This window comes from Sivoneniella epilithica UHCC 1019, from assembly GCF_040830845.1.
In the GTDB taxonomy this organism is placed as follows: domain Bacteria; phylum Cyanobacteriota; class Cyanobacteriia; order Leptolyngbyales; family Leptolyngbyaceae; genus ULC077BIN1.
In genome coordinates this window covers 1-17,384 of record NZ_JBFPDP010000076.1, presented here as the reverse complement: position 1 = coordinate 17,384, position 17,384 = coordinate 1, and the positions used below count along the sequence as shown (strand labels likewise).

General features: G+C 48.0%; 25 protein-coding genes. 17 read left to right on the top strand and 8 right to left on the bottom strand.

What is annotated here, in order from left to right:
• Positions 1–419, bottom strand: a 419-nt coding sequence (locus AB3R30_RS25325) for a hypothetical protein (RefSeq protein ID WP_458651987.1), incomplete at its 3' end; no start/stop codon positions are given.
• Positions 409–666 carry a hypothetical protein gene (locus AB3R30_RS25320; RefSeq protein ID WP_458651986.1) on the bottom strand — a complete coding sequence of 86 codons (258 nt, stop codon included), beginning with the start codon at positions 664–666 and terminating at the stop codon, positions 409–411. The genes AB3R30_RS25320 and AB3R30_RS25325, both read right to left, overlap by 11 nt.
• A 128-nt stretch (positions 667–794) precedes the next feature.
• On the opposite strand from AB3R30_RS25320, the gene AB3R30_RS25315 reads away from it, so the two are divergent.
• The 9 genes from AB3R30_RS25315 (at position 795) to AB3R30_RS25275 (ending at position 7,963) form a co-directional block, all read left to right on the top strand.
• Positions 795–1,007: a ribbon-helix-helix domain-containing protein gene (locus tag AB3R30_RS25315; RefSeq protein ID WP_458651985.1), complete on the top strand. Its 213-nt coding sequence runs from the start codon at positions 795–797 to the stop codon at positions 1,005–1,007.
• A 10-nt stretch (positions 1,008–1,017) separates the two neighbouring features.
• Positions 1,018–1,569 (top strand): Uma2 family endonuclease, encoded by a 552-nt coding sequence (locus AB3R30_RS25310; protein WP_458651984.1) that lies wholly within the window; start codon positions 1,018–1,020, stop codon positions 1,567–1,569.
• Between the two features lie 415 nt (positions 1,570–1,984).
• Positions 1,985–2,218 carry a hypothetical protein gene (locus AB3R30_RS25305; RefSeq protein ID WP_458651983.1) on the top strand — a complete coding sequence of 78 codons (234 nt, stop codon included), beginning with the start codon at positions 1,985–1,987 and terminating at the stop codon, positions 2,216–2,218.
• The gene (locus AB3R30_RS25300) at positions 2,215–2,478 is read left to right on the top strand and encodes a hypothetical protein (protein ID WP_458651982.1); all 264 of its coding nucleotides are present in this window, start codon (positions 2,215–2,217) and stop codon (positions 2,476–2,478) included. Before AB3R30_RS25305 ends, AB3R30_RS25300 begins: the two co-directional genes overlap by 4 nt.
• Positions 2,478–5,759, top strand: coding sequence for a P-loop NTPase family protein (locus AB3R30_RS25295; protein ID WP_458651981.1), 3,282 nt, complete (start codon positions 2,478–2,480; stop codon positions 5,757–5,759). Before AB3R30_RS25300 ends, AB3R30_RS25295 begins: the two co-directional genes overlap by 1 nt.
• Before the next feature lie 401 nt (positions 5,760–6,160).
• Positions 6,161–6,493: a hypothetical protein gene (locus AB3R30_RS25290; protein ID WP_458651980.1), complete on the top strand. Its 333-nt coding sequence runs from the start codon at positions 6,161–6,163 to the stop codon at positions 6,491–6,493.
• Between the two features lie 7 nt (positions 6,494–6,500).
• Positions 6,501–6,923: a helix-turn-helix domain-containing protein gene (locus AB3R30_RS25285; RefSeq protein WP_458651979.1), complete on the top strand. Its 423-nt coding sequence runs from the start codon at positions 6,501–6,503 to the stop codon at positions 6,921–6,923.
• Positions 6,913–7,125 carry a hypothetical protein gene (locus tag AB3R30_RS25280; protein WP_458651978.1) on the top strand — a complete coding sequence of 71 codons (213 nt, stop codon included), beginning with the start codon at positions 6,913–6,915 and terminating at the stop codon, positions 7,123–7,125. The genes AB3R30_RS25285 and AB3R30_RS25280 overlap by 11 nt, the downstream gene beginning before the upstream one ends.
• A gap of 1 nt (position 7,126) precedes the next feature.
• Positions 7,127–7,963 (top strand): sigma-70 family RNA polymerase sigma factor, encoded by an 837-nt coding sequence (locus AB3R30_RS25275; RefSeq protein WP_458651977.1) that lies wholly within the window; start codon positions 7,127–7,129, stop codon positions 7,961–7,963.
• On the opposite strand, the gene AB3R30_RS25270 is transcribed toward AB3R30_RS25275, so the two are convergent.
• Positions 7,960–8,493, bottom strand: coding sequence for a hypothetical protein (locus tag AB3R30_RS25270; protein ID WP_458651976.1), 534 nt, complete (start codon positions 8,491–8,493; stop codon positions 7,960–7,962). The two genes, AB3R30_RS25275 and AB3R30_RS25270, sit on opposite strands and share 4 nt — an antisense overlap.
• 195 nt (positions 8,494–8,688) lie before the next feature.
• Here AB3R30_RS25270 and AB3R30_RS25265 point away from each other — a divergent pair, with 195 nt between their 5' ends.
• Both AB3R30_RS25265 and AB3R30_RS25260 read left to right on the top strand, forming a co-directional pair.
• Positions 8,689–8,937 carry a type II toxin-antitoxin system HicB family antitoxin gene (locus tag AB3R30_RS25265; RefSeq protein ID WP_458651975.1) on the top strand — a complete coding sequence of 83 codons (249 nt, stop codon included), beginning with the start codon at positions 8,689–8,691 and terminating at the stop codon, positions 8,935–8,937.
• An 82-nt stretch (positions 8,938–9,019) separates the two neighbouring features.
• A complete protein-coding gene (locus AB3R30_RS25260) occupies positions 9,020–9,235 on the top strand; it encodes a type II toxin-antitoxin system HicA family toxin (protein WP_458651974.1) in 216 nt (71 codons plus the stop codon).
• A gap of 27 nt (positions 9,236–9,262) precedes the next feature.
• On the opposite strand, the gene AB3R30_RS25255 is transcribed toward AB3R30_RS25260, so the two are convergent.
• The gene (locus tag AB3R30_RS25255) at positions 9,263–9,832 is read right to left on the bottom strand and encodes a tyrosine-type recombinase/integrase (RefSeq protein WP_458651973.1); all 570 of its coding nucleotides are present in this window, start codon (positions 9,830–9,832) and stop codon (positions 9,263–9,265) included.
• A 274-nt stretch (positions 9,833–10,106) separates the two neighbouring features.
• On the opposite strand from AB3R30_RS25255, the gene AB3R30_RS25250 reads away from it, so the two are divergent.
• The 6 genes from AB3R30_RS25250 to AB3R30_RS25225 all read left to right on the top strand — a co-directional run bounded on the left by AB3R30_RS25250 (position 10,107) and on the right by AB3R30_RS25225 (position 14,005).
• Positions 10,107–10,313: a hypothetical protein gene (locus tag AB3R30_RS25250; protein WP_458651972.1), complete on the top strand. Its 207-nt coding sequence runs from the start codon at positions 10,107–10,109 to the stop codon at positions 10,311–10,313.
• Positions 10,310–10,942: a ParA family protein gene (locus tag AB3R30_RS25245; RefSeq protein ID WP_458651971.1), complete on the top strand. Its 633-nt coding sequence runs from the start codon at positions 10,310–10,312 to the stop codon at positions 10,940–10,942. Before AB3R30_RS25250 ends, AB3R30_RS25245 begins: the two co-directional genes overlap by 4 nt.
• Positions 10,939–11,667 (top strand): ParB/RepB/Spo0J family partition protein, encoded by a 729-nt coding sequence (locus AB3R30_RS25240; protein ID WP_458651970.1) that lies wholly within the window; start codon positions 10,939–10,941, stop codon positions 11,665–11,667. The genes AB3R30_RS25245 and AB3R30_RS25240 overlap by 4 nt, the downstream gene beginning before the upstream one ends.
• A gap of 90 nt (positions 11,668–11,757) precedes the next feature.
• Entirely contained in the window at positions 11,758–12,093 is a 336-nt protein-coding gene (locus tag AB3R30_RS25235; RefSeq protein ID WP_458651969.1) for a hypothetical protein, read from the top strand.
• Positions 12,069–13,547 (top strand): hypothetical protein, encoded by a 1,479-nt coding sequence (locus AB3R30_RS25230; RefSeq protein ID WP_458651968.1) that lies wholly within the window; start codon positions 12,069–12,071, stop codon positions 13,545–13,547. Before AB3R30_RS25235 ends, AB3R30_RS25230 begins: the two co-directional genes overlap by 25 nt.
• A gap of 83 nt (positions 13,548–13,630) precedes the next feature.
• Positions 13,631–14,005: a hypothetical protein gene (locus tag AB3R30_RS25225; RefSeq protein WP_458651967.1), complete on the top strand. Its 375-nt coding sequence runs from the start codon at positions 13,631–13,633 to the stop codon at positions 14,003–14,005.
• A 92-nt stretch (positions 14,006–14,097) separates the two neighbouring features.
• On the opposite strand, the gene AB3R30_RS25220 is transcribed toward AB3R30_RS25225, so the two are convergent.
• The 4 genes from AB3R30_RS25220 to AB3R30_RS25205 form a co-directional block, all read right to left on the bottom strand.
• Entirely contained in the window at positions 14,098–14,394 is a 297-nt protein-coding gene (locus AB3R30_RS25220) for a hypothetical protein (protein WP_458651966.1), read from the bottom strand.
• Positions 14,395–14,537: 143 nt separating this feature from the next.
• A complete protein-coding gene (locus AB3R30_RS25215; RefSeq protein WP_458651965.1) occupies positions 14,538–16,283 on the bottom strand; it encodes a P-loop NTPase family protein in 1,746 nt (581 codons plus the stop codon).
• A complete protein-coding gene (locus AB3R30_RS25210; RefSeq protein ID WP_458651964.1) occupies positions 16,283–16,915 on the bottom strand; it encodes a hypothetical protein in 633 nt (210 codons plus the stop codon). Before AB3R30_RS25210 ends, AB3R30_RS25215 begins: the two co-directional genes overlap by 1 nt.
• Before the next feature lies 1 nt (position 16,916).
• Positions 16,917–17,339, bottom strand: coding sequence for a hypothetical protein (locus AB3R30_RS25205; RefSeq protein ID WP_458651963.1), 423 nt, complete (start codon positions 17,337–17,339; stop codon positions 16,917–16,919).
• Positions 17,340–17,384: the final 45 nt, after the last annotated feature.

The following is a 17,384-nucleotide window of genomic DNA, read 5'->3' as shown; positions in this document are numbered from 1 at the left end:
CCGAGGGCAGATGAGGCGGCGATCGCGGGATACTCTACCGAATCGGCAAACCGTGAAAAGCAATCGTCATCGAGGGTGATGGTATGGGGTTCTGCCTGAGTGAGTCCTAGCTTTTGGGCGGTCAGTGCCATTACTTCGGCTTGAAATGTGGCAGGGCTGTAAAGGTAAGCGAGGGTGTCGCTGACTTGCGCTATGGCATTGGTGCGATCGCTGGCAATCTTATCGAGGGATGATTGAATCCCTGCTAACTGCTGTTGGGTGCGAACGGCTAAGGTTGCTTTATCCTGCACGGTCGCTTGATGGGCGGCGCTGGCTGTTTGAGTGTGGCGATCGCTCTTAGGTTGTGGCTTAGTTTTGCCGTTCACATTGGGCAGTTCAACGTTTTTCTGATCTTTGTACTTGCTGGTATCAAGAGGCATAGTGATTCATTTCCTGTTGAATGATTCGTCTGAATTTGTTGATGTTGGGAACTCGCTTAAGGAAGCGGTGAAGGCGTTTGAGCAGTTCCAAATCATCTAGGGTGTAAAGCCCTTCTGAGTTGGGAATAAGGTCTAAGCGGTTTAGCCAGTGGTATAGGGTACGGGTTGGCATATTGCCGCGAATGCGCTCTAATTCCTGTCGCAAGTCCTCAAAGGTCAGTTCTACTAAGGCTTCTACGGTTTGCATTGCGTTTCCTCACTCTGCATAGCGTCTGATGCATTGCAATGGATACTAACATTTTTGTAGCTATTTGTAGCTATTCTGTGCTTAAAATGTTTCTAGATTGTGTTTTTTGATCACATTGAGGATCTTGTATGTATCATCAAAGCAACAACGAGTCACAGGATATTGTGAGCAAGCGAATTCACGTTACCCTTCCAGATGGGGTTTATCAGAGGCTTGAAGGATGGGCAGATTCAGAGGGTCGCCCTGTGGCGAATTTGGCTGCTTATTTACTACAAAAGATTATTGAGGAGGCAGAAGGACAAGGAAAGATACCTGAACTGGATAAGCTGAAAGGAAAGTAAGGAGCGATCTATGTCAGTTCTCACCGTCAAAGACTTGCAAAAAGCGCAAGACCAACTTCCTGACTATCGGATGGAGTTGGTCAATGGAGAAATCATTGTTATGAGTCCATCGGGCTATGAGTCAGATGAGGTTGCTACACAGTTTTCAACCCTAATCAACGTTTGGGTGCGCCCACGCAAACTTGGTCGTGTGACAGGTTCCAGTGCTGGTTTTACATTGCCTAATTCGGATACTCGTGCCCCTGACGTTTCTTTTGTGCAGGCAGAACGATTGCGTAAAAGTCCTCGCAGTTTTGCTGCACTGACTCCCGATTTGATGGTGGAAGTGAAATCACCATCTGACAGCATGAAAGGACTGAGGGAGAAAATTGACCAGTTTTTGAGTCTAGGCACACGGGTCGGCATCCTGATTCACCCAGAGCAACGGTGGGTAGAAGTTCGTCAATCGGGTCAAGAGGCGGTTACTCTGCGTGATGGTGATATTTTGAGCGTACCTGACTTGCTGCCTGGATGGGAGGTGAAGGTTGAGGATTTATGGTCGCCCGTCTTTGACGAAGACTAGGGCAATCTCGATGGCAGAATTACTGTAATTTCTCCAGCGATCGCAGCCCTCAAACGCCTCAAATTGGTTCAAATGCCCCAAAAAATTCGCCATCGACGCTAACTGATTTTGCCCCCGAACCAGTTCGGATGTATTGAAAAAAACTACGCTAACTGATTTTGCCCCCGAACTTTTGTATGCCGCAAATGCCCGTCTACTCTCTCTTTCGAGAATCTGTATTTTTTGAAAGTGGCGATCTATTCGATAAGATTTAGGCTATCGTTATGTTTAGCTTTAAAAGCTAAAAGGCGACACCCCGACTAAAGGAATCGCCTTCTAATTTCAAATTTATTGTCCACCCGTCCTACAAACCCAGGTCAAGCTGTTAGAGCAGCCACCCGGCATAGGCGGATTTTTTAATGCAAGGAAAAGACCCTTGACCACTAAAATAATAGCCGCAAAATCCGGCGATGACAACCTTTTACCCAGCAAACCCTTACCCAGCTTGACCGATCTAGCAGATTGGATCTTGCTCTTCCTAGAGGCGGCTGAAGCTGAAGATCAGGCGGATCTACTGATTAGCCTGTGGCGGCAAACAGGTTTAAGTTGGCGCAACTTTTCAACCCTAATTACCCTCTCGCTGCAATCACAGAGGGGAGGGAATTTATGAATTTTTTCTTTAATACTTATGATGAGCCGTTCCACTGCCCAATTTGTGATGGCGAAAAAGGATACGACGGTGAAATAACTTACTGTGGTGAGCGCGACGACATTCGCTTTTGCGATGTATTCACCACTTCTGACTCTAAGTTCTTCAGTTTTGTTTTTCTTCAATCGGTTGAGAAAGAAGGGCGGCTACTTGGGAAGTGGCGTGAAATATGCTTTGATTCCTCCTTCTCTGTACGGCTCAAAGAAGAGGAGGAAAACTAATGAGTTTAACTTCCTTCAAACGCGGCAACCCCTGCCCTATCTGCAACTCCGATAACGGAGGCTGCAAAGAAATTGAACGTCAACGCGGCAACACCATCCTGTGCTTAAACGAACGGTCTACCACCCCGGACTACACTTACGCAGGAGAATGCAAAAAGAATAATGCTTGGGGCGAATTCAACCTGACAGCCGATCTGGAAGCGTGGACCGAGGAGGAGCAGCGCGAGTGGAAAGAGCAGCGTGAACAAAAACGCATCCAACAGGAGCGCGAATGGGAAGCAAGACAAGCCGAATCTTTGAGTGCAGATGAGCGTGACATAGCCTATCGGCAGTTACTACCAAACCTAACCCTCGATCCAAGCGATCGCGCTGATTTGATCAGGCGCGGACTAAGTGATCTGCAAATTGAGCAATATGGCTTTAAGTCTGTGGAGAAATGGCAATCTGCCCACAATGCCCCTCTAAACCTACCCGGCGTGTTGCCACATGGCAGCCTAAATACTCCTGAACCCGGCTACCTGTGCCCCATAACAGATATCCAGGGGCGGATCGTTGGTTGCCAAGTGCGATCGCGTGACCCGCAAGCGCAGCGCAAATATTACTGGCAATCGAGCCACTCTCAAGAAAAACGCCCAACTGGTCAGAAGCCCCATTTAAAGGGCACCGATGAAAATCCGCTAACGTTTATAGGCAACGTAGAGAATGCCTATAAAATTGCCTTTGTTGAAGGGGTTGGTGCCAAGCCCTTGATTACTCACCTCCGATTAGGAATACTTGTTATCGGCGCAGCGGGTGGGCAATTTGCCCAAGGGAAAGGGCAGATTGTTGAAGCTTTACAACTTGCTCCTAATGCCAAATGGATTCTTTACGCCGATGCTGGCAGTCGTAACAATCCGCATATTGTGCGGGAATACACAAGGCTGGCGACGCTGTTGCATAGCTACGGGCGATCGCTGCTGATTGCGGACTGGGGGCAATGGGATGACAAATCGGCTGGTGACATTGACGAAATTGAGAACCACTCGGATATCAGGTTTCATCCATTTTCTGAATTCACCAGAGCAAAAGGTTTTGCACCACAGCAAGAAGCTGTCAATCCTGATGTAGCCGAACGCGATCGCGCTATTACCCACCGTCAACATCGCTTCCGAAAATTTTGGGGAGATTTGCAAAAAGATTTTCGGCTGAGCAACTCCAAAACTCGCACGATTAACATCTACGAAGGCTATGCCCCGACGTTTGAACTCGACACAAAAACTATTCTGTTGCGTGGCTGGCTAGGCAGTGGCAAAACTGAGGCAGCGATTAAATCTTTGGTGCCACACAAAGATAAACAAATAGTCTGGATATCTGGACGGAACGGTCTGTTGCGCCAAACCGCAGAACGACTGCATAAGCTCGGTTTTGATGTAAACCACTTCCAAGATGATCCTGGTTTGAACCGCGAGATGTTGCGAGATGAGCATCCCGGCGTTTTCCTGCTGTGTCCTGATTCGCTCAAAGATTACGCCGTCAAGCACTGCGATTGGAAAAATACGATCTTCGTGCTTGATGAGTTTTCCGGCATCCGGCGCGAGGTTTTGGGTAAGACTGAAATCATGCCTGAGTTTGAGCGGTTGCTGGCTGAGAGCCACACATTGATCGCCATTGATGCCTTCCTAGGCGACGTGGATGCCCGGATTATTTCCCGCTATCGCCCAGGCGCGAGGGCAATCTACGATCAAGTCTTCAGCCAATCACAGAAGCCGATCCAGTGGTTAGAGACTCGCACCAAAGACGGCAAAATCTCCATGTCGCATGATGGCATTCAATACGGATTATTGCGGGAATGGGTCGAAGCTGGGCACCGAATCGCGATCGCCTCTGACACAAAACGGGATGCCAAACTTTGCGCTCAGTTCCTACGGCGGCTAGGGGTGAAAGTGCTGTTGTGCCACAGCGAAACAGTAGAAAGCAACCAACGGTTGCTGCACGACCCCGATCGCTACTTGGCAGAATCCGATGCCCAAGTGTTGATCTATAGCCCTACGGCTCAAAGCGGTCTTGACGTGCAAACTCGTTTTGATCGCGGATTAGCGCTCTATAGCGGCGTAATTAGCCCCCTCGACTTCCTACAAATGATTGGGCGCGGTCGTAAGGTTGAGCAATGGTCTGTGTCAGCCCCCCGGCGATCGCTTGATCCAAACTGCCTTGTATCCTCTTTGGATGGTCCCAAAGTTCTAAAAATGGGTGAAAAATTACAGCAATCATTCACCGATCTGGAAATCGAAAGCAGCGCTAAAACTCGCGGCTGGGGGCTATGGCAAGGCATTACGAAAGAAATTGAGAAATCATTCCACTCGGAATATCTACAGCAATTGTTGATCCACTTTTTTGAGTCGGTGGAAACGGTTGAAGTGGAGTGCGATCGCTCAATCTATAAAGCTGATTCCAAAGCAATTAAACAGGAAGAGACAGTTTTGACCTTGAGCGGCAACCTTGCCAATGGGCAACAGATGATCAGGAATCAGAAGGCACCTAGCACTGATGCTGAGGTCTGGGATATTGCCCTAGCAGAGCAGTTTGATCGCTACCCAAAAATTTGGAACCTGCTTTTACAGATGATGGCGACAGATGATGAGGAATCCAAGCAATGGGCAATCGAGTTTGCGATCGTTGCATCTAGCCCCCGTATCAAAAAGCTAGAACATTGGGTCAGTGCAACGTCTGCACATGCGGGTGAAGATTTACAGGCATTGCAAGACCAGGTAAAGCGACGATTTACCAGCTACGTCAGCCCTACCTACAAGACGCTACAGTTCCGCACTCTCTTTCAAGAATTGGGTTTAGAGTCGTTGGCAAAGGTGAAAAAAGATGATCCGGCGATCGCCCACAAAACCCATTTCAGAAATTGCTCAACCCGCATTGGGGAACTATGGACAGATTTCCAGCGATCGCCCAGACTGACCAAATTATTTCCGTTCGTTGAAACTCAGACAGAATTTTTCGCCATTGTGAAACGCTGCATGAGTTTTCATGGATATCAATCTGGTGGAAAAACGATTCGGCAAAGATCGGAGGAGCTACACCCTAATGGCAATGATCGGCATGGCAAACCCCGGCTAAGCTCTTCACAAAGCGTGTGGTTCGTTGGCTGGCTGATTATGGAGGAATCGGGAAACAAGTTATTTCAAGAACATTTTGAGTGGATTATCGAGGCGATTAGCGATCGCCTGAATTTGGAGAGAGAGAAGCGGCGGCAATACCAAGAAGGCAAGCATCCCCCACCCTTGGCGGCATAGTTCACCCGGCAATTAAATTAAGTCTGCTCAATGATGGGCAGCTTTGCTATGAGTAAAAATGTGTGTGAGGCATTCTAGGCGCGGCTCACACGCATTTTTTATGTCTGTGTTTTTTTGGTTCGGGGATGAATTGAGTTAGCGGGTTGCCAGTTTTGTTGGAGTGGGCAGTTTTGGATCGTTTTGTTTGATGAGATCGCAGCCTTTTTAGAGTGTGTGTGAGGGCTGCTTAATATAGCCTGATCTATATCCAGAGCGGCTCACACCCGAAAAAGAAAAGGGCGCAACTCCCAGTGGAATTGCTAATATATGGGCATTCGGAATTATCCTATGGTCAAGTGACACCGAGAGGGCAAGGCTTTGTTGAAGTTTTGCCCTTTCGTCTTTTTAAACCCCAAAAAAACATGACTCAAACACAAACATTCCACATTCAGGCAACGAAACCCGCTGACACCCACTGGCAGCTACGGGCGCAAGCGCAAGGGCAGCGATCGGCTTTATCTCAATTATCCGTATTCGAGAAGCAAGATTGCCGAAAAGCTCTAAGGCAATCTGAGCAAGAGTTAGCGGCGCTCAACGTGCCTATTCAAGCCAGCGCTGCTGAATCGAAAGATGTTAACTTCGCGATCGCGGCGGCACAAGCCGAATTAGAAGCCTTGCGCGAATTTGGCAGCAATTCAGCAGCAAATTTGAGAGTTCTAGAGCGCATCAAGCATCTTCAACTGTTCGGCTGGTGATCCGCAAATGCCCGGAAAGAGCCTCAGCAAGAAACAACTGGATGCGATCGCTCACCTATTGAGCGGGACAACGCAAGCGGCGGCGGCTAAGGCGGTAGGAGTGAACGATCGCACGTTGCGACGTTGGTATTCTGATCATCCTGAGTTCCGCTCGGAGCTAGAGAATTGCCGCCAATCAAGCTATCAGTTGCTCCTGTCGGAGGTTTTGGGCGGGTGTCCGGTTGCGGTGACTGCGTTAGTTGAGATTGCTGGAGATAAGGATCAGAAAGCTTGCGATCGCGTAGCGGCAAGTCGTGCGTTGCTCAGTTCTGCGGTCAGGGGGGTGTTGGGCGATTCGCTAGATCATGCGATGTCCGTATGCCGGAAATACGGCTATGAACTGAGAGATGCTCATCCACAAGAGGGATTGGATATAAAAGATGAGCAATGATCGCGGCTTTGACCTAAAGATGGAGTTTGATCCGTCGCAGCATCCCTGGCTGCTGAGCTTAGATGAGTTCATGGCAATCCAGTCGCGGCTTGCCAGTGCCCCCGCGTGTAGCCGTGAGTGGCAGATGCTTTCCTGCAAAATCGGCTTCCATGTAGAAGCTGTTCGGCTTTTGAGAAAAAAATCCAAAAAAAAGGGAGACTGACTTGGATTCAATTGGTGCTTTTTTGCGGCAAATTGGCAAAACTCCTTTGCTCACTCATGCCGAAGAGCTTAAATTAGCTCGTCTTGTCCAGGCAGGTTTAGTTGGTGGCGACAAAGGCATCATTCAGCAAGGTCATCAGGCGCGACAAAAATTGATGCAGGCAAACTTACGTCTTGTGGTGTCGATCTCCAAAAAATATTTCAACCGTGGCTTAAGTTTCGACGATCTGGTTCAAGAAGGTAGTTTGGGTTTGCACCGTGCTGTGCTGAAATTTGACCCTGAAAAAGGCTGGAAATTTAGCACCTATGCGTTTTGGTGGATTCGGCAGGCAATCACCAGGGCGATCGCAAAAAACCACATAGTGCATCTGCCATCCTATGTTTTAGAAAGGCAGCATACCCTTAAAAAGTTGAGCGCCCAATACAACCAAAAGCACGGGCGATCGCCATCCATCGCGAAACTGGCGACGCTGGCAGAAATGACACCAGAGCAGCTCAAAGAACTGCTTCACCATCAAGATCCGCTGTCACTTGATTTTGTGGTGGGGGAAGAACAAAACTCTTCCCTAGTTGAGTTTGTGGTGTGCCCCGGTGATACACCCACTCAGTACATAGAGTGGCAAGAAAAAATTACCGTAGTGAACGACCTGTTGGCAACCTTAAAACCATGCGATCGCGAAATTATTGAACTTCAATATGGGCTGAATGCCAGCGACAGCCATACCTTAGATCAGATTGCATCATTGAAGGGCTTACCGCAAAGGCGAGTCAAAACCTTAAAATGTTCTGGGATTCGCAAGCTCAGGACGCAAGCGGCGCGGGTTGCCTGTCCGCTCTAACGTTGACCCGCGTTGACCGCAGAGTTCGCTGCACCAATCAAGCTTTCGTAAACTCCATTCTTGATGTTGATTCGGTATAGCACTCCACCTACTTTCCATTCCAAATTTGCTTGGCACACAGCACCACAAAACTGAGTATGTAGGGCTTTCATGCCTCCACGCAACTGAACTCCTTCGTAAATTCGCGCTCCGCTTTTGGGGCTGAATTGCCCTCCACGTTCAGCGGTAATTGATCCAATGTGACAGTAAGTTTGACCGTTGCAATCTGGGATGAAGCCAAAATTCATTTCATACCCGCGATCGTTAGATTTTAACGTGATGTGGACATCCTCCTCAATTCCAATTGGAATCATATCAGGAATGAAAATTGGAACATTGGTTCTTGCTTTTAGTTTTGCAGCGGCTTCCTCAACAGGAATCCGAATACCTGAGTAGCTTTCCTCGGCTATTGATGGATAAGCAGATGAGACGAGTGCAACAATTGGCAGAACAGACGCGATCGCAAAACGAGCAAAGGATGAACCGAGCATGTAAGTCTCCTTTCGGGTTGGTTACATTCTTAAAATTCCCGAAATGGAAGAATTTTCAACTTTTCTGCTCAAAGGTTGTCACAAGTTGCGGTGCCCTAAATATGCTTGAATTTCAAGCTCGTATATTAGATGGCAATGATAAAGTGAGGGAACAATAAGTTTATGGACCGCCCTCGCCTCAGTAGGGATGCTCAAATGAGAAGCCATCAAATCCCCACAGATTTCAAAATTGAGTTGGAGCAAGAGGAAGACGGGCGCTGGATAGCAGAAGTTCTAGAGTTGCCCGGAGTCTTGGTTTATGGTGCAACTGAGCAAGAGGCAATCATTAAAGTTCAAGCCTTGGCTTTGCAGGTTGTTGCTGACCAGCTTGAGCATGGAGAGTCTGATTCAGCCATCAAAACCCTCTCGTTTAGCGCTGCAAATTTGATTACATCTGTTCATTAGGTCTGTGGGAAAACAAGGTATTGGACGGTTCACTTCAACCGGACAAGCCCCTAGTAATAGAACCCATAGGTGAAACTTTCTCATGAGTAGTCAATGGTCAGCAACAAAAGCAAAGCGAGTTTTAGCCGCACTGCGGAAAATTGGATGGCGTGTCAAACGAAAAAAAGGCTCCCATAAAATACTAGAGAGAGACGGATGGGCAGATTTCACCTTTGCATTTCACGATGGAGAGGAAGTAGGTCCTCGGATGCTAGCGAAGATTGCTGAAAAAACAGGCATAACACCAGACGATATATAGAACAATAAATTTCTAATTGGCATCACACTATAAGAATTTCAGAGCCGCGATTGCATCCTTCACCTGCTGCTCTGATACTGCCAAATATCTCTGCAATGCCTGTAGGCTTTTATGTCCTGAAATTTTCTGGATGACGTGCAGTGGAACTCCGGCGTTTGCCATCTGGGTTAGGGCAGTGCGACGGAAACTGTGAGTACTCCCTCCCTCAATCCCTACCGTCTTAAAAGCCTCTTCCAAAATTGCAGCCGCTGATCTTGGGTTAATGTGCCCCCGGCCATGCCGACCGGAGAAAAGATGTTGCTTCCCCGGCTGGTGTCTTTCCAGGTAGCCGCGTAGTTCTGTAGCTGTGGCGATTTCCCGCGTCTCCTGCTGCCCTTTTGTGTTTTTCTTGCGAATGATGAGGTTATCCTTCACTCCTTTTGAATCGATCGCGTCACTCGTTGCCAACGTGCAAGCCTCATTGATTCGGCAGCCCGTATAGAGACACACTCCGAATAATGCCCGATCACGATCGCAACTAAACCCGTCTACAAACAATCGGTTGATTTCGTCTGCCGTTAAAATTTTGGCTTGACCATGCCCACCTTCTGCCTTCATTGATTGACCCTCAAAGCTACATGAACAAATTATACTTTCTTCATGTAGAGGCTGGAACCCTTGATATTACTGAGAGGGGCAAAGCAGTATCGACACAGTTCAGTTGCGCTTATGAGTCGATCATGATGTAAAACGGCTGAAAGCCCCATTCCCTCGTTGAATCATAAGTTTTTCTGATTTTGTTAGCGATGCAAACAGCGAAATCAGGTTTTTATTGTGACGCTGTGAAATGCTTGCAGCAAAATTGATAACAGGAGCTTCAATCGTTATCTTTATGCAAAAATTAATGCTAGGGGCGCGAGTGCCCAAAGATTGGATCGACGAACTAGAAATTATTGCCAGCGAGAAAGGATGCAAGGTTGCTCATGTGGTAAGTGATGAGATCGCGGCATACCTCGACAAAACAAATGCTGCGACCGTCAGCAGTCACGAACAACGAATTACTGCGTTAGAACGAAAACTTCAGGGGTTGTCTGGATGATCATCGTTGTCCTGAGTTTTAAGGGTGGGGTATCCAAAACTATCACCGCAATTCACGTTGCCGAGTCCCTGAGCAAGCGTAGGGGAAGAAAGGTTGTATTGGGCGATGGTGATGCCATCCGTACCGCTTTAAATTGGTATAAGCGCGGCGTTGCCGCTGGTCATGCAGTGGGCTTCACTGTTTTTGATGGCGATGAGCAACCGCCGGACGGCTTTACTGATCTGGTGATTGATACCCCAGGGAATCCAGATGAAGCCGAATTATCACAGCTTGCCAATGCTGCTGATTTCTTGATCATCCCCACTTCTTGTTCTCCAGCGGCGATCGAAGCCACGATCCAAACGTTGACACAATTTGATGAATTGCCACGCGATCACTACCGGGTTTTGCTCTCGTTGGTTCCCCCGCGTCCCTCTCGAAGGGGAGAGCGGGTACAGCAAGCTTTAAACGATGCTGACATTCCCACCTTTACCCAAACGATTCAACGGCGTGATTGTTACCTAGATGCTGAGTTGGCAGGTTGTACCGTGTCCATGTTGCCTGGTAAAGCAGCAATGGGTGCGGCTAGGGAGTGGAAGGCGGTTGGTGATGATTTATGGAAATTAACAAAATTATTTAGACAGCCATGAGCTTAACCAACCTAATTAAAACTGCTGAAAGTAATACCAAGCGCGGTGCTGTCGCCTCTACCAGTAATGCTCTGATGCCTCTAGCGGCAATCAAACCGAGAGACACAGATACCCGCCCTCTCAACCTCAACCATGTGAATGACTTGGTGGCTTCGATCTCAGCATTGGGCTTAATTGAACCGCTGGCAGTAGATAAGCATGGTTGTTTGCTGGCAGGTGGGCACCGACTCGCGGCGATCTCTCAACTCAAAGAAACCGACTCAAAAACATTCAATCAACACTTTGCTGCTGGTATTCCAGTAAGGGTAATGGATTTTGATGCACAGGCAAACCCTGACAAGGCACTAGAGATTGAGATTGCAGAAAATGAACAACGGCGCGACTACACCCCTTCTGAAGTCAGAGCGATCGCGGATCGGTTAATTGAAGCTGGCTATAAAGAAACCAAGGGCAGACCCAAGACAGGAGAGAAAGCACTAGCTCCGGCGCTGCAAACTATCATTGGCAAAAGTAGACGCACGGTGATGACCTATCTTGCTGGTGACGAGAAGAAATCGTCAGTTGTAAATGTGCAGAGTTGCACATTTATCAAAAGAGCATTGAGGGAGTTGGAGCAGTGGGAGAAACTTGCTCCAGATTCACCAGCCGCAAAAAAACTTGCTGTGCAGCTACCCAAACTCAAGCAACTGCTGCATGACGTGATCTCTGAAGATCACGCAAACTAGCTTTTTTCTGTGAGCCGATCCCGCAAACTTACTGTAGTTTTTACAGTGTGTGTCAATTAAAATAATTATATATTCAATTGACACACTTTTATGCAGACCATTCAAGAATTGAGGGCAGAGCTTATCAGACTAGAGGGAGTGGCAACGGAGATCAGGAGTCAAGGCGACGCGATCGTAGCTCCTGACTTTTGGTTGGATAGCACTGGCAACGGCAAAACAAGCAAGACCTACTACCGTAAACGCTGGTTTGACGGTGACGGCGACAAACACTCAGAAGCTCTCACTAAGGGCGCTTACGATGATTTGAATGCAGCCATAAAGCTCGGTAGGCAGCTACAAAAAAACCAGCAAGACATAAACAAAGTGGTTGCTAAAATCGATCGCATCATGGCGACGGCGGCGTGGCTTGGTTTGCCCTTGGCATAATTGGGCTATCCCCTAGCCCCCATCTCATGCCAAAAATTGAGCCAACAACTAAACCCCTAGCTATTCCCCCCACTCCCCCCAAGCCAGCGACAACCCTACCCGCTAAGCCTAAGCCTCCGGAAACAACTAAGCCCCCAATTCCAGCACCAGGGCGTGGCACTTCCCCAATCGCCAGACAACATAGAGATATTCGATCTCAACCTGACTACAACCCCTGCAAGCTGATCATCCTGAATGGCACCTTTGCCAATAAAGCGATCGATTTGGGAATTGATATACCTGAAATATCCCACTCTGAAGCCCCTAGTTGGGAATCGCAAGAAAGCGACAAAGTACGACCCGTCTTGAACTTCAAGAACTTAGGGAACCGCTCGATTTCATTCGATTGCACATTTTTTGACTTAAACAATGATGTGGCACATCTTGCAGAAAATCTAAAACACATTGCCCAGATCACAGGTAACGAAGCGGCTCCACCCCGACTACTATTTGTGCAGGGCGCTTTACGAGCGGTTGAGTGCGTTTGCACATCTTTTAATGATAAATATTCTGATCCACTGCCAGGGAATAAGGGCTATCGAAAAGCTGTTTGCTCAATCGAGCTAAAACTAAATGGTGGACGCGATAATGCTAATGCGCTAGGGGCACCGCTGGCGGCAACTCCCCTGCAAGATCAAATCGATCGCGAATCAGTACAGGATCGGCAAAAAAGAGCCAGAGTAGGCATCCTCGATACGCTGATGGCACCTTGCCTAAAAGAAAAAAGTGCTGAGTTAAGGCAACTGGTAGATGCAAACAAGCAAGGCGACATAGACGCGATCGCCCGACTTTCGCCCGAAACCTTTGTTCAAAGCGCGATCGCTGGGGTATTTTCGCCAGAGCTACTCAAAAGTGAAAGACTGCAATCAAAGCTGAAACAAGATTTAGCATTGGCGATCGCCCAAAGCGAACCAAGCGTGATGAACAATCCAGTTGCCCGAAATTTTGCAGTAGGGCTGGCATCAAACGATGTGGGCTTTGTGCCCAAAAACTTGCAGCCCCAATTTCCAAAAACTTACAGTGATTATCAAAAAATTCTGACCGCAATTTCCGACCAGACGCTAGATGAAGCATCCTCTGTATTTGGCAACGATAGCCGGAGCGCGGCTGAAAAGCTGTACAGAGTGGGGAATTGCGGCTTAGATCTGCGGCGCAACGGTGGCAAACAGCTAGCGGCTACCAGTGGCAACGATGCCCAAAATTTGAAATCGATTAACCAATTTTTCGGCAGCAAACCAAGCTCTGAGCAGATCATGCAGCGTTTCGGGGTGGATGCAAAAGCGGCTGAATCGCTCAAAAATGGGCAGCCGTATCAAACAAAAAACGACTTTATAAAACACAACTCCCAGGGCAAACCTGAATCAGTTGGCTATGGTCTGTGGGTAACCTTTGAGAAAAATTCAACGTCAGCCTAAGTTGAACCCGCTAATATAAAGCTTCAACTCAACTCAACTCAACTCAACTCAACTCAACTGTTTCTTTAAAGAAGCAGGTGATTATGAGTTACGCAATTGTCGGTGTTAATTTTGCTGAGTCTGAAGTACAGCAAAATTTGAGAGATCTACAGTCAGGTGCAACAGGAGTTGGTGTATTTGAATGGTTGCTTGAAGAGCCTAACTTCTTGTCCATTTCATGTCGCTACGTTGATTTGAATTTCTATCCAGAGCTTCATTTTAGTAAGGGCTGGGGCGATACAAATTACGTGCCAACTGAAGCTGACATCAAGGCACTGTTTCACTATCGTGCAGCTTTAGAGCTTGCTTTTAGTTGGGATTCAAGAGCCAACACTCATCTCTTGCCATGCACAGAAGCTTGGATCGAAAACTCTTTCACTGAGGTTTTGAGCCGACTCAAGACCAACTGGACACCGTAACTGACTGAAAAGGACTCCCTAAGTTTGTAGCTTAGGGAGTCCTTTCAAGTTGGCGGGAAGTCTGATAGTTACTGTAATTTTTACGGTATTCGCTAATCGATTTTGTCCCCGAACTGGCAATAATCCTGCACGGCGATCGCTGGATAAACCTTCCTGACAACCTCAAAAACAAACATCTCGCTGCAACCGAGGGCAGCGATCTCGTCGGCAACTTGCCAGCGGAACTTAAACAATTCTTCCGCCTGTTCTTGGTGGCGACAGGGAAAAATTACAGTAAGTTTGCCATACCTAATTTCTCGATATGGCAATTCTGCCAGCTTGAAGCCAAGCTGAGAAATAGCTTTTTCCAGAAGCAGTTGAATTTCGCTCTCGATTGAAAAATCAGACATTTGAAAAACCTCTAGGTTTGGTGCGATGGGAAGGTGGGGTGTGATGGGGTGTGACATCACCCTGTGATGCATTTTTATCACCCTGTGACATCACACCCCCCTGTGATAGCTCCACACCCTTGTATCACGCGCATCACACCCTATCACCCTGTGATGCCATCACACCCCATCACACCCCCAAAAGCACTGTATTTCAGCAAGTCGCCATCACCCTGTGATACTCCACACCCCACATTCACTAAGCCAATAAAATGATTACGAATTTCCTCAGTTGAAACTGATTTGAATTGCGCTACGTTGCGCTTCACATCGATCGCTTTGATGAACCCATTTTGTTTAATGGAATACTCCACAATGGGGCGCAATTCTGGCAGCACATCATCTAAATCAAAGTCGATATTTTGTGTAATTGGAACCTCCGCGATCGCCGTAGATTCCTCAGCCATTTTTGGCAGCGGCAACCCGTAGGCATTGGCAATCTGCTCAATCTTCTTTGGCGTGAGAGCAGGGGAAGAGAGCAAATTATCTATGTCAGCCGACGTGTGGCTAGTCGCTTGCGGCGTTGCAGCGCCAGGGCGCAAATCAATTAGGTTAGGCACCTCTTGCCAGGTGGCATATTGGGGAATCGCGCTAGGGGCGGTCAAGGCACCATAAACCGCATTACTCGTAAGCCAAACTCTACCCGCTGGTAAGGTTGGCTCATCAAAAGGAATTGATAAAAGATCACAGATGCTTTTTGACCCGGCGCGGTCAGGTCCGACTGCTGCGATCGCTGTGAACATTGCTCGGTTGCTTTTGCCAGTGAAACCCAAATCTTCTAGGGTGACGGATTGCCCACTCATCCAGATCGCCATATTGCAGCCCCTAGCTAGAGAAGCAATACCCGTCATTTTTGCTTTGAATATCTGTTTTTGCTTGGGAGTGAACAGCCCAATCAGGGAAGTGATTTCTTCCAGCAGCAGAATGAATGGCTCATATTTCCCCGGCTGATTGTTCCGGCGGCTTCCTTCCGATGCAAATTCCTCTAATGTTGCCATTAAATCTGAAAATAGCCCGTCGTCGTTCATGAGGCGATCTTTCAAATAATGCTTTTCGGCTCGTGCCCAATAGCCAGCTTCAGAGAGTTTGTTTTTGGGATTGAAGATCCAATATCGTAAGCCTCGTTCTTTCACACCCAAACTGAGAGCTAGGGCAGCCATGACCCCTTTTCCACTACCCGGCAACCCCGCAATGATGACAGGTTGGAGTGGGGCTGATGTCAGCGATCGCAGAAACTCCAAAGCATTGGGCGGCGCTGCTACGGGCTGCGAGTCTCCAAACGTATCAGCGAGTGGATCGGTTGATTCTGGCAGTAACTTCTGGTCTACGGGTAGTACCTCAGCTTCGATCGCATCCTTTCGGCTCAATGCTTCCTGTCTCTCCCATAGCCTGAACGCCACGTAATCAGCAGGCGTAAGCGGGACTGATTCCCCATCATCAAAGGTGAGTATCCCTCTTAGCCCGTAGTAAGGGTGCTTCTTATCCTTAGTAAAGTTGCACAGTTCACAATTGCCAATCATCGGCTCAATCAGGCTGTTTATTGTGCCCTTGCCCCATTCCTTGCACCAATCAGAGTAGGAATCAGCAATGCTTTTATGTTTGCGAGAAAGCTTGTAATGCCATAGCTCATCACGGCTATGGCACCAATCGGCATCTTTCACTTTGCCAGTAGATCGAAACATTCCATAAATAGTTGCGGCTGCAAGAGGCGCGGCAAACAAGGCATTTCCACCGATCGAAACCAGAACCATTCCAGCCGTGGTAATCGCACTGAGCTTGAGAATGTGCCCTAAGCCCTGTGCTTTGTATTCAGTCAGCGCGGGTGCTTCACGAGTTGCTAGTGCAGTCATTAGTATTCCCTCACTGGTTTTTGTTGGGCTTGCTGATATTTAATCGATTGCGGATCGATGATGTTGGAGATTAGGGTTAGCCCTAAAATCACCACTTCTACCCCGAACACTCCTAACAGCACTCGCATCAATGCTTTGATGTCCAATTCCCCGGTTTCGCTTAGGGGTGAATACAACCAACTCATCAGCCCCAAATCCAGCAAATACATGATCCATGAGAAGGTAAGCAATGCACCTAATGAGCGCTCCACAACGCTGTTGTGCTTTTGTTTAATCCGTCGTACAGAATCGCGATCGCTCCAATACTCATCCACTTGCGGCGCTTTTTGCATTCGGCTGAGTAGATTGGAAAGAAAGGGCACGTTGAAAGAGTTGGCTATGGGTAGCAACTCCACAATTTGGAATATTGCCCAGACGATGAAGCCAGCTAGAGAGTAAATGATTACCCCAAGATAGCCGCATCCCCCTTGGAGGAAGCCGCCAATAAAGGGGATGGGACGCAATTCGGCGCAGACATCAATTCCACTGCTACCGCCAAAAATCATGCGGGTAACTGCGATATAAGGCTCAATGTTGGCAAAAATCAGAAAGCCCCCGGCAATGATCAAAAGAATTTTAAGAAGCTTTAGCACTTTAGTTATCTCCCTTTACTTTCAGGTTTTCATTGCGGAATGCTTGCTGCTGATAGGCTTTTCGCACAGTGGCACTGACGCGAATATCAGAGATAGTGCCCTGCTTATCCACGATCGCGGTTGCCCCCGTTTCGTCACACAAGATGCTGCCACTCGCTAACGGTGTGCGGCTGCGAATGTCGAGTGGCGTTTCCCCTTCGATTAAGTTGGGTGTGCCATCGGGCAACACAAAGCCCGTGTTGCAGTTGCCAAAGCGCTTTTCTGCAATGTGGCTATCTTTGGCGGCGACGCTGGCATTGCGGCTTACGAGGGATTGGGCGTTGATGCCTTCGATTAAATCGCCTGATTTGAATAGGAGTAGGGCTAAGAAGGATAAGCCCAATACTCCATAAATGATTTTGTCTTGCTGGTCTATGGTGTTCATGGTTCAGAATGAATAGGTGGTCTTTGCTGGTCACAGTGAAGGGCG

What these genes read in the sequence shown, in the direction of transcription:
- AB3R30_RS25320 (WP_458651986.1), bottom strand. Translation starts at nt 666, where the DNA reads ATGCAAACCGTAGAAGCCTTAGTAGAACTGACCTTTGAGGACTTGCGA.
- AB3R30_RS25315 (WP_458651985.1), top strand. Translation starts at nt 795, where the DNA reads ATGTATCATCAAAGCAACAACGAGTCACAGGATATTGTGAGCAAGCGA.
- AB3R30_RS25310 (WP_458651984.1), top strand. Translation starts at nt 1,018, where the DNA reads ATGTCAGTTCTCACCGTCAAAGACTTGCAAAAAGCGCAAGACCAACTT.
- AB3R30_RS25300 (WP_458651982.1), top strand. Translation starts at nt 2,215, where the DNA reads ATGAATTTTTTCTTTAATACTTATGATGAGCCGTTCCACTGCCCAATT.
- AB3R30_RS25295 (WP_458651981.1), top strand. Translation starts at nt 2,478, where the DNA reads ATGAGTTTAACTTCCTTCAAACGCGGCAACCCCTGCCCTATCTGCAAC.
- AB3R30_RS25290 (WP_458651980.1), top strand. Translation starts at nt 6,161, where the DNA reads ATGACTCAAACACAAACATTCCACATTCAGGCAACGAAACCCGCTGAC.
- AB3R30_RS25285 (WP_458651979.1), top strand. Translation starts at nt 6,501, where the DNA reads ATGCCCGGAAAGAGCCTCAGCAAGAAACAACTGGATGCGATCGCTCAC.
- AB3R30_RS25280 (WP_458651978.1), top strand. Translation starts at nt 6,913, where the DNA reads ATGAGCAATGATCGCGGCTTTGACCTAAAGATGGAGTTTGATCCGTCG.
- AB3R30_RS25270 (WP_458651976.1), bottom strand. Translation starts at nt 8,493, where the DNA reads ATGCTCGGTTCATCCTTTGCTCGTTTTGCGATCGCGTCTGTTCTGCCA.
- AB3R30_RS25265 (WP_458651975.1), top strand. Translation starts at nt 8,689, where the DNA reads ATGAGAAGCCATCAAATCCCCACAGATTTCAAAATTGAGTTGGAGCAA.
- AB3R30_RS25260 (WP_458651974.1), top strand. Translation starts at nt 9,020, where the DNA reads ATGAGTAGTCAATGGTCAGCAACAAAAGCAAAGCGAGTTTTAGCCGCA.
- AB3R30_RS25255 (WP_458651973.1), bottom strand. Translation starts at nt 9,832, where the DNA reads ATGAAGGCAGAAGGTGGGCATGGTCAAGCCAAAATTTTAACGGCAGAC.
- AB3R30_RS25250 (WP_458651972.1), top strand. Translation starts at nt 10,107, where the DNA reads ATGCAAAAATTAATGCTAGGGGCGCGAGTGCCCAAAGATTGGATCGAC.
- AB3R30_RS25245 (WP_458651971.1), top strand. Translation starts at nt 10,310, where the DNA reads ATGATCATCGTTGTCCTGAGTTTTAAGGGTGGGGTATCCAAAACTATC.
- AB3R30_RS25240 (WP_458651970.1), top strand. Translation starts at nt 10,939, where the DNA reads ATGAGCTTAACCAACCTAATTAAAACTGCTGAAAGTAATACCAAGCGC.
- AB3R30_RS25235 (WP_458651969.1), top strand. Translation starts at nt 11,758, where the DNA reads ATGCAGACCATTCAAGAATTGAGGGCAGAGCTTATCAGACTAGAGGGA.
- AB3R30_RS25225 (WP_458651967.1), top strand. Translation starts at nt 13,631, where the DNA reads ATGAGTTACGCAATTGTCGGTGTTAATTTTGCTGAGTCTGAAGTACAG.
- AB3R30_RS25220 (WP_458651966.1), bottom strand. Translation starts at nt 14,394, where the DNA reads ATGTCTGATTTTTCAATCGAGAGCGAAATTCAACTGCTTCTGGAAAAA.
- AB3R30_RS25215 (WP_458651965.1), bottom strand. Translation starts at nt 16,283, where the DNA reads ATGACTGCACTAGCAACTCGTGAAGCACCCGCGCTGACTGAATACAAA.
- AB3R30_RS25205 (WP_458651963.1), bottom strand. Translation starts at nt 17,339, where the DNA reads ATGAACACCATAGACCAGCAAGACAAAATCATTTATGGAGTATTGGGC.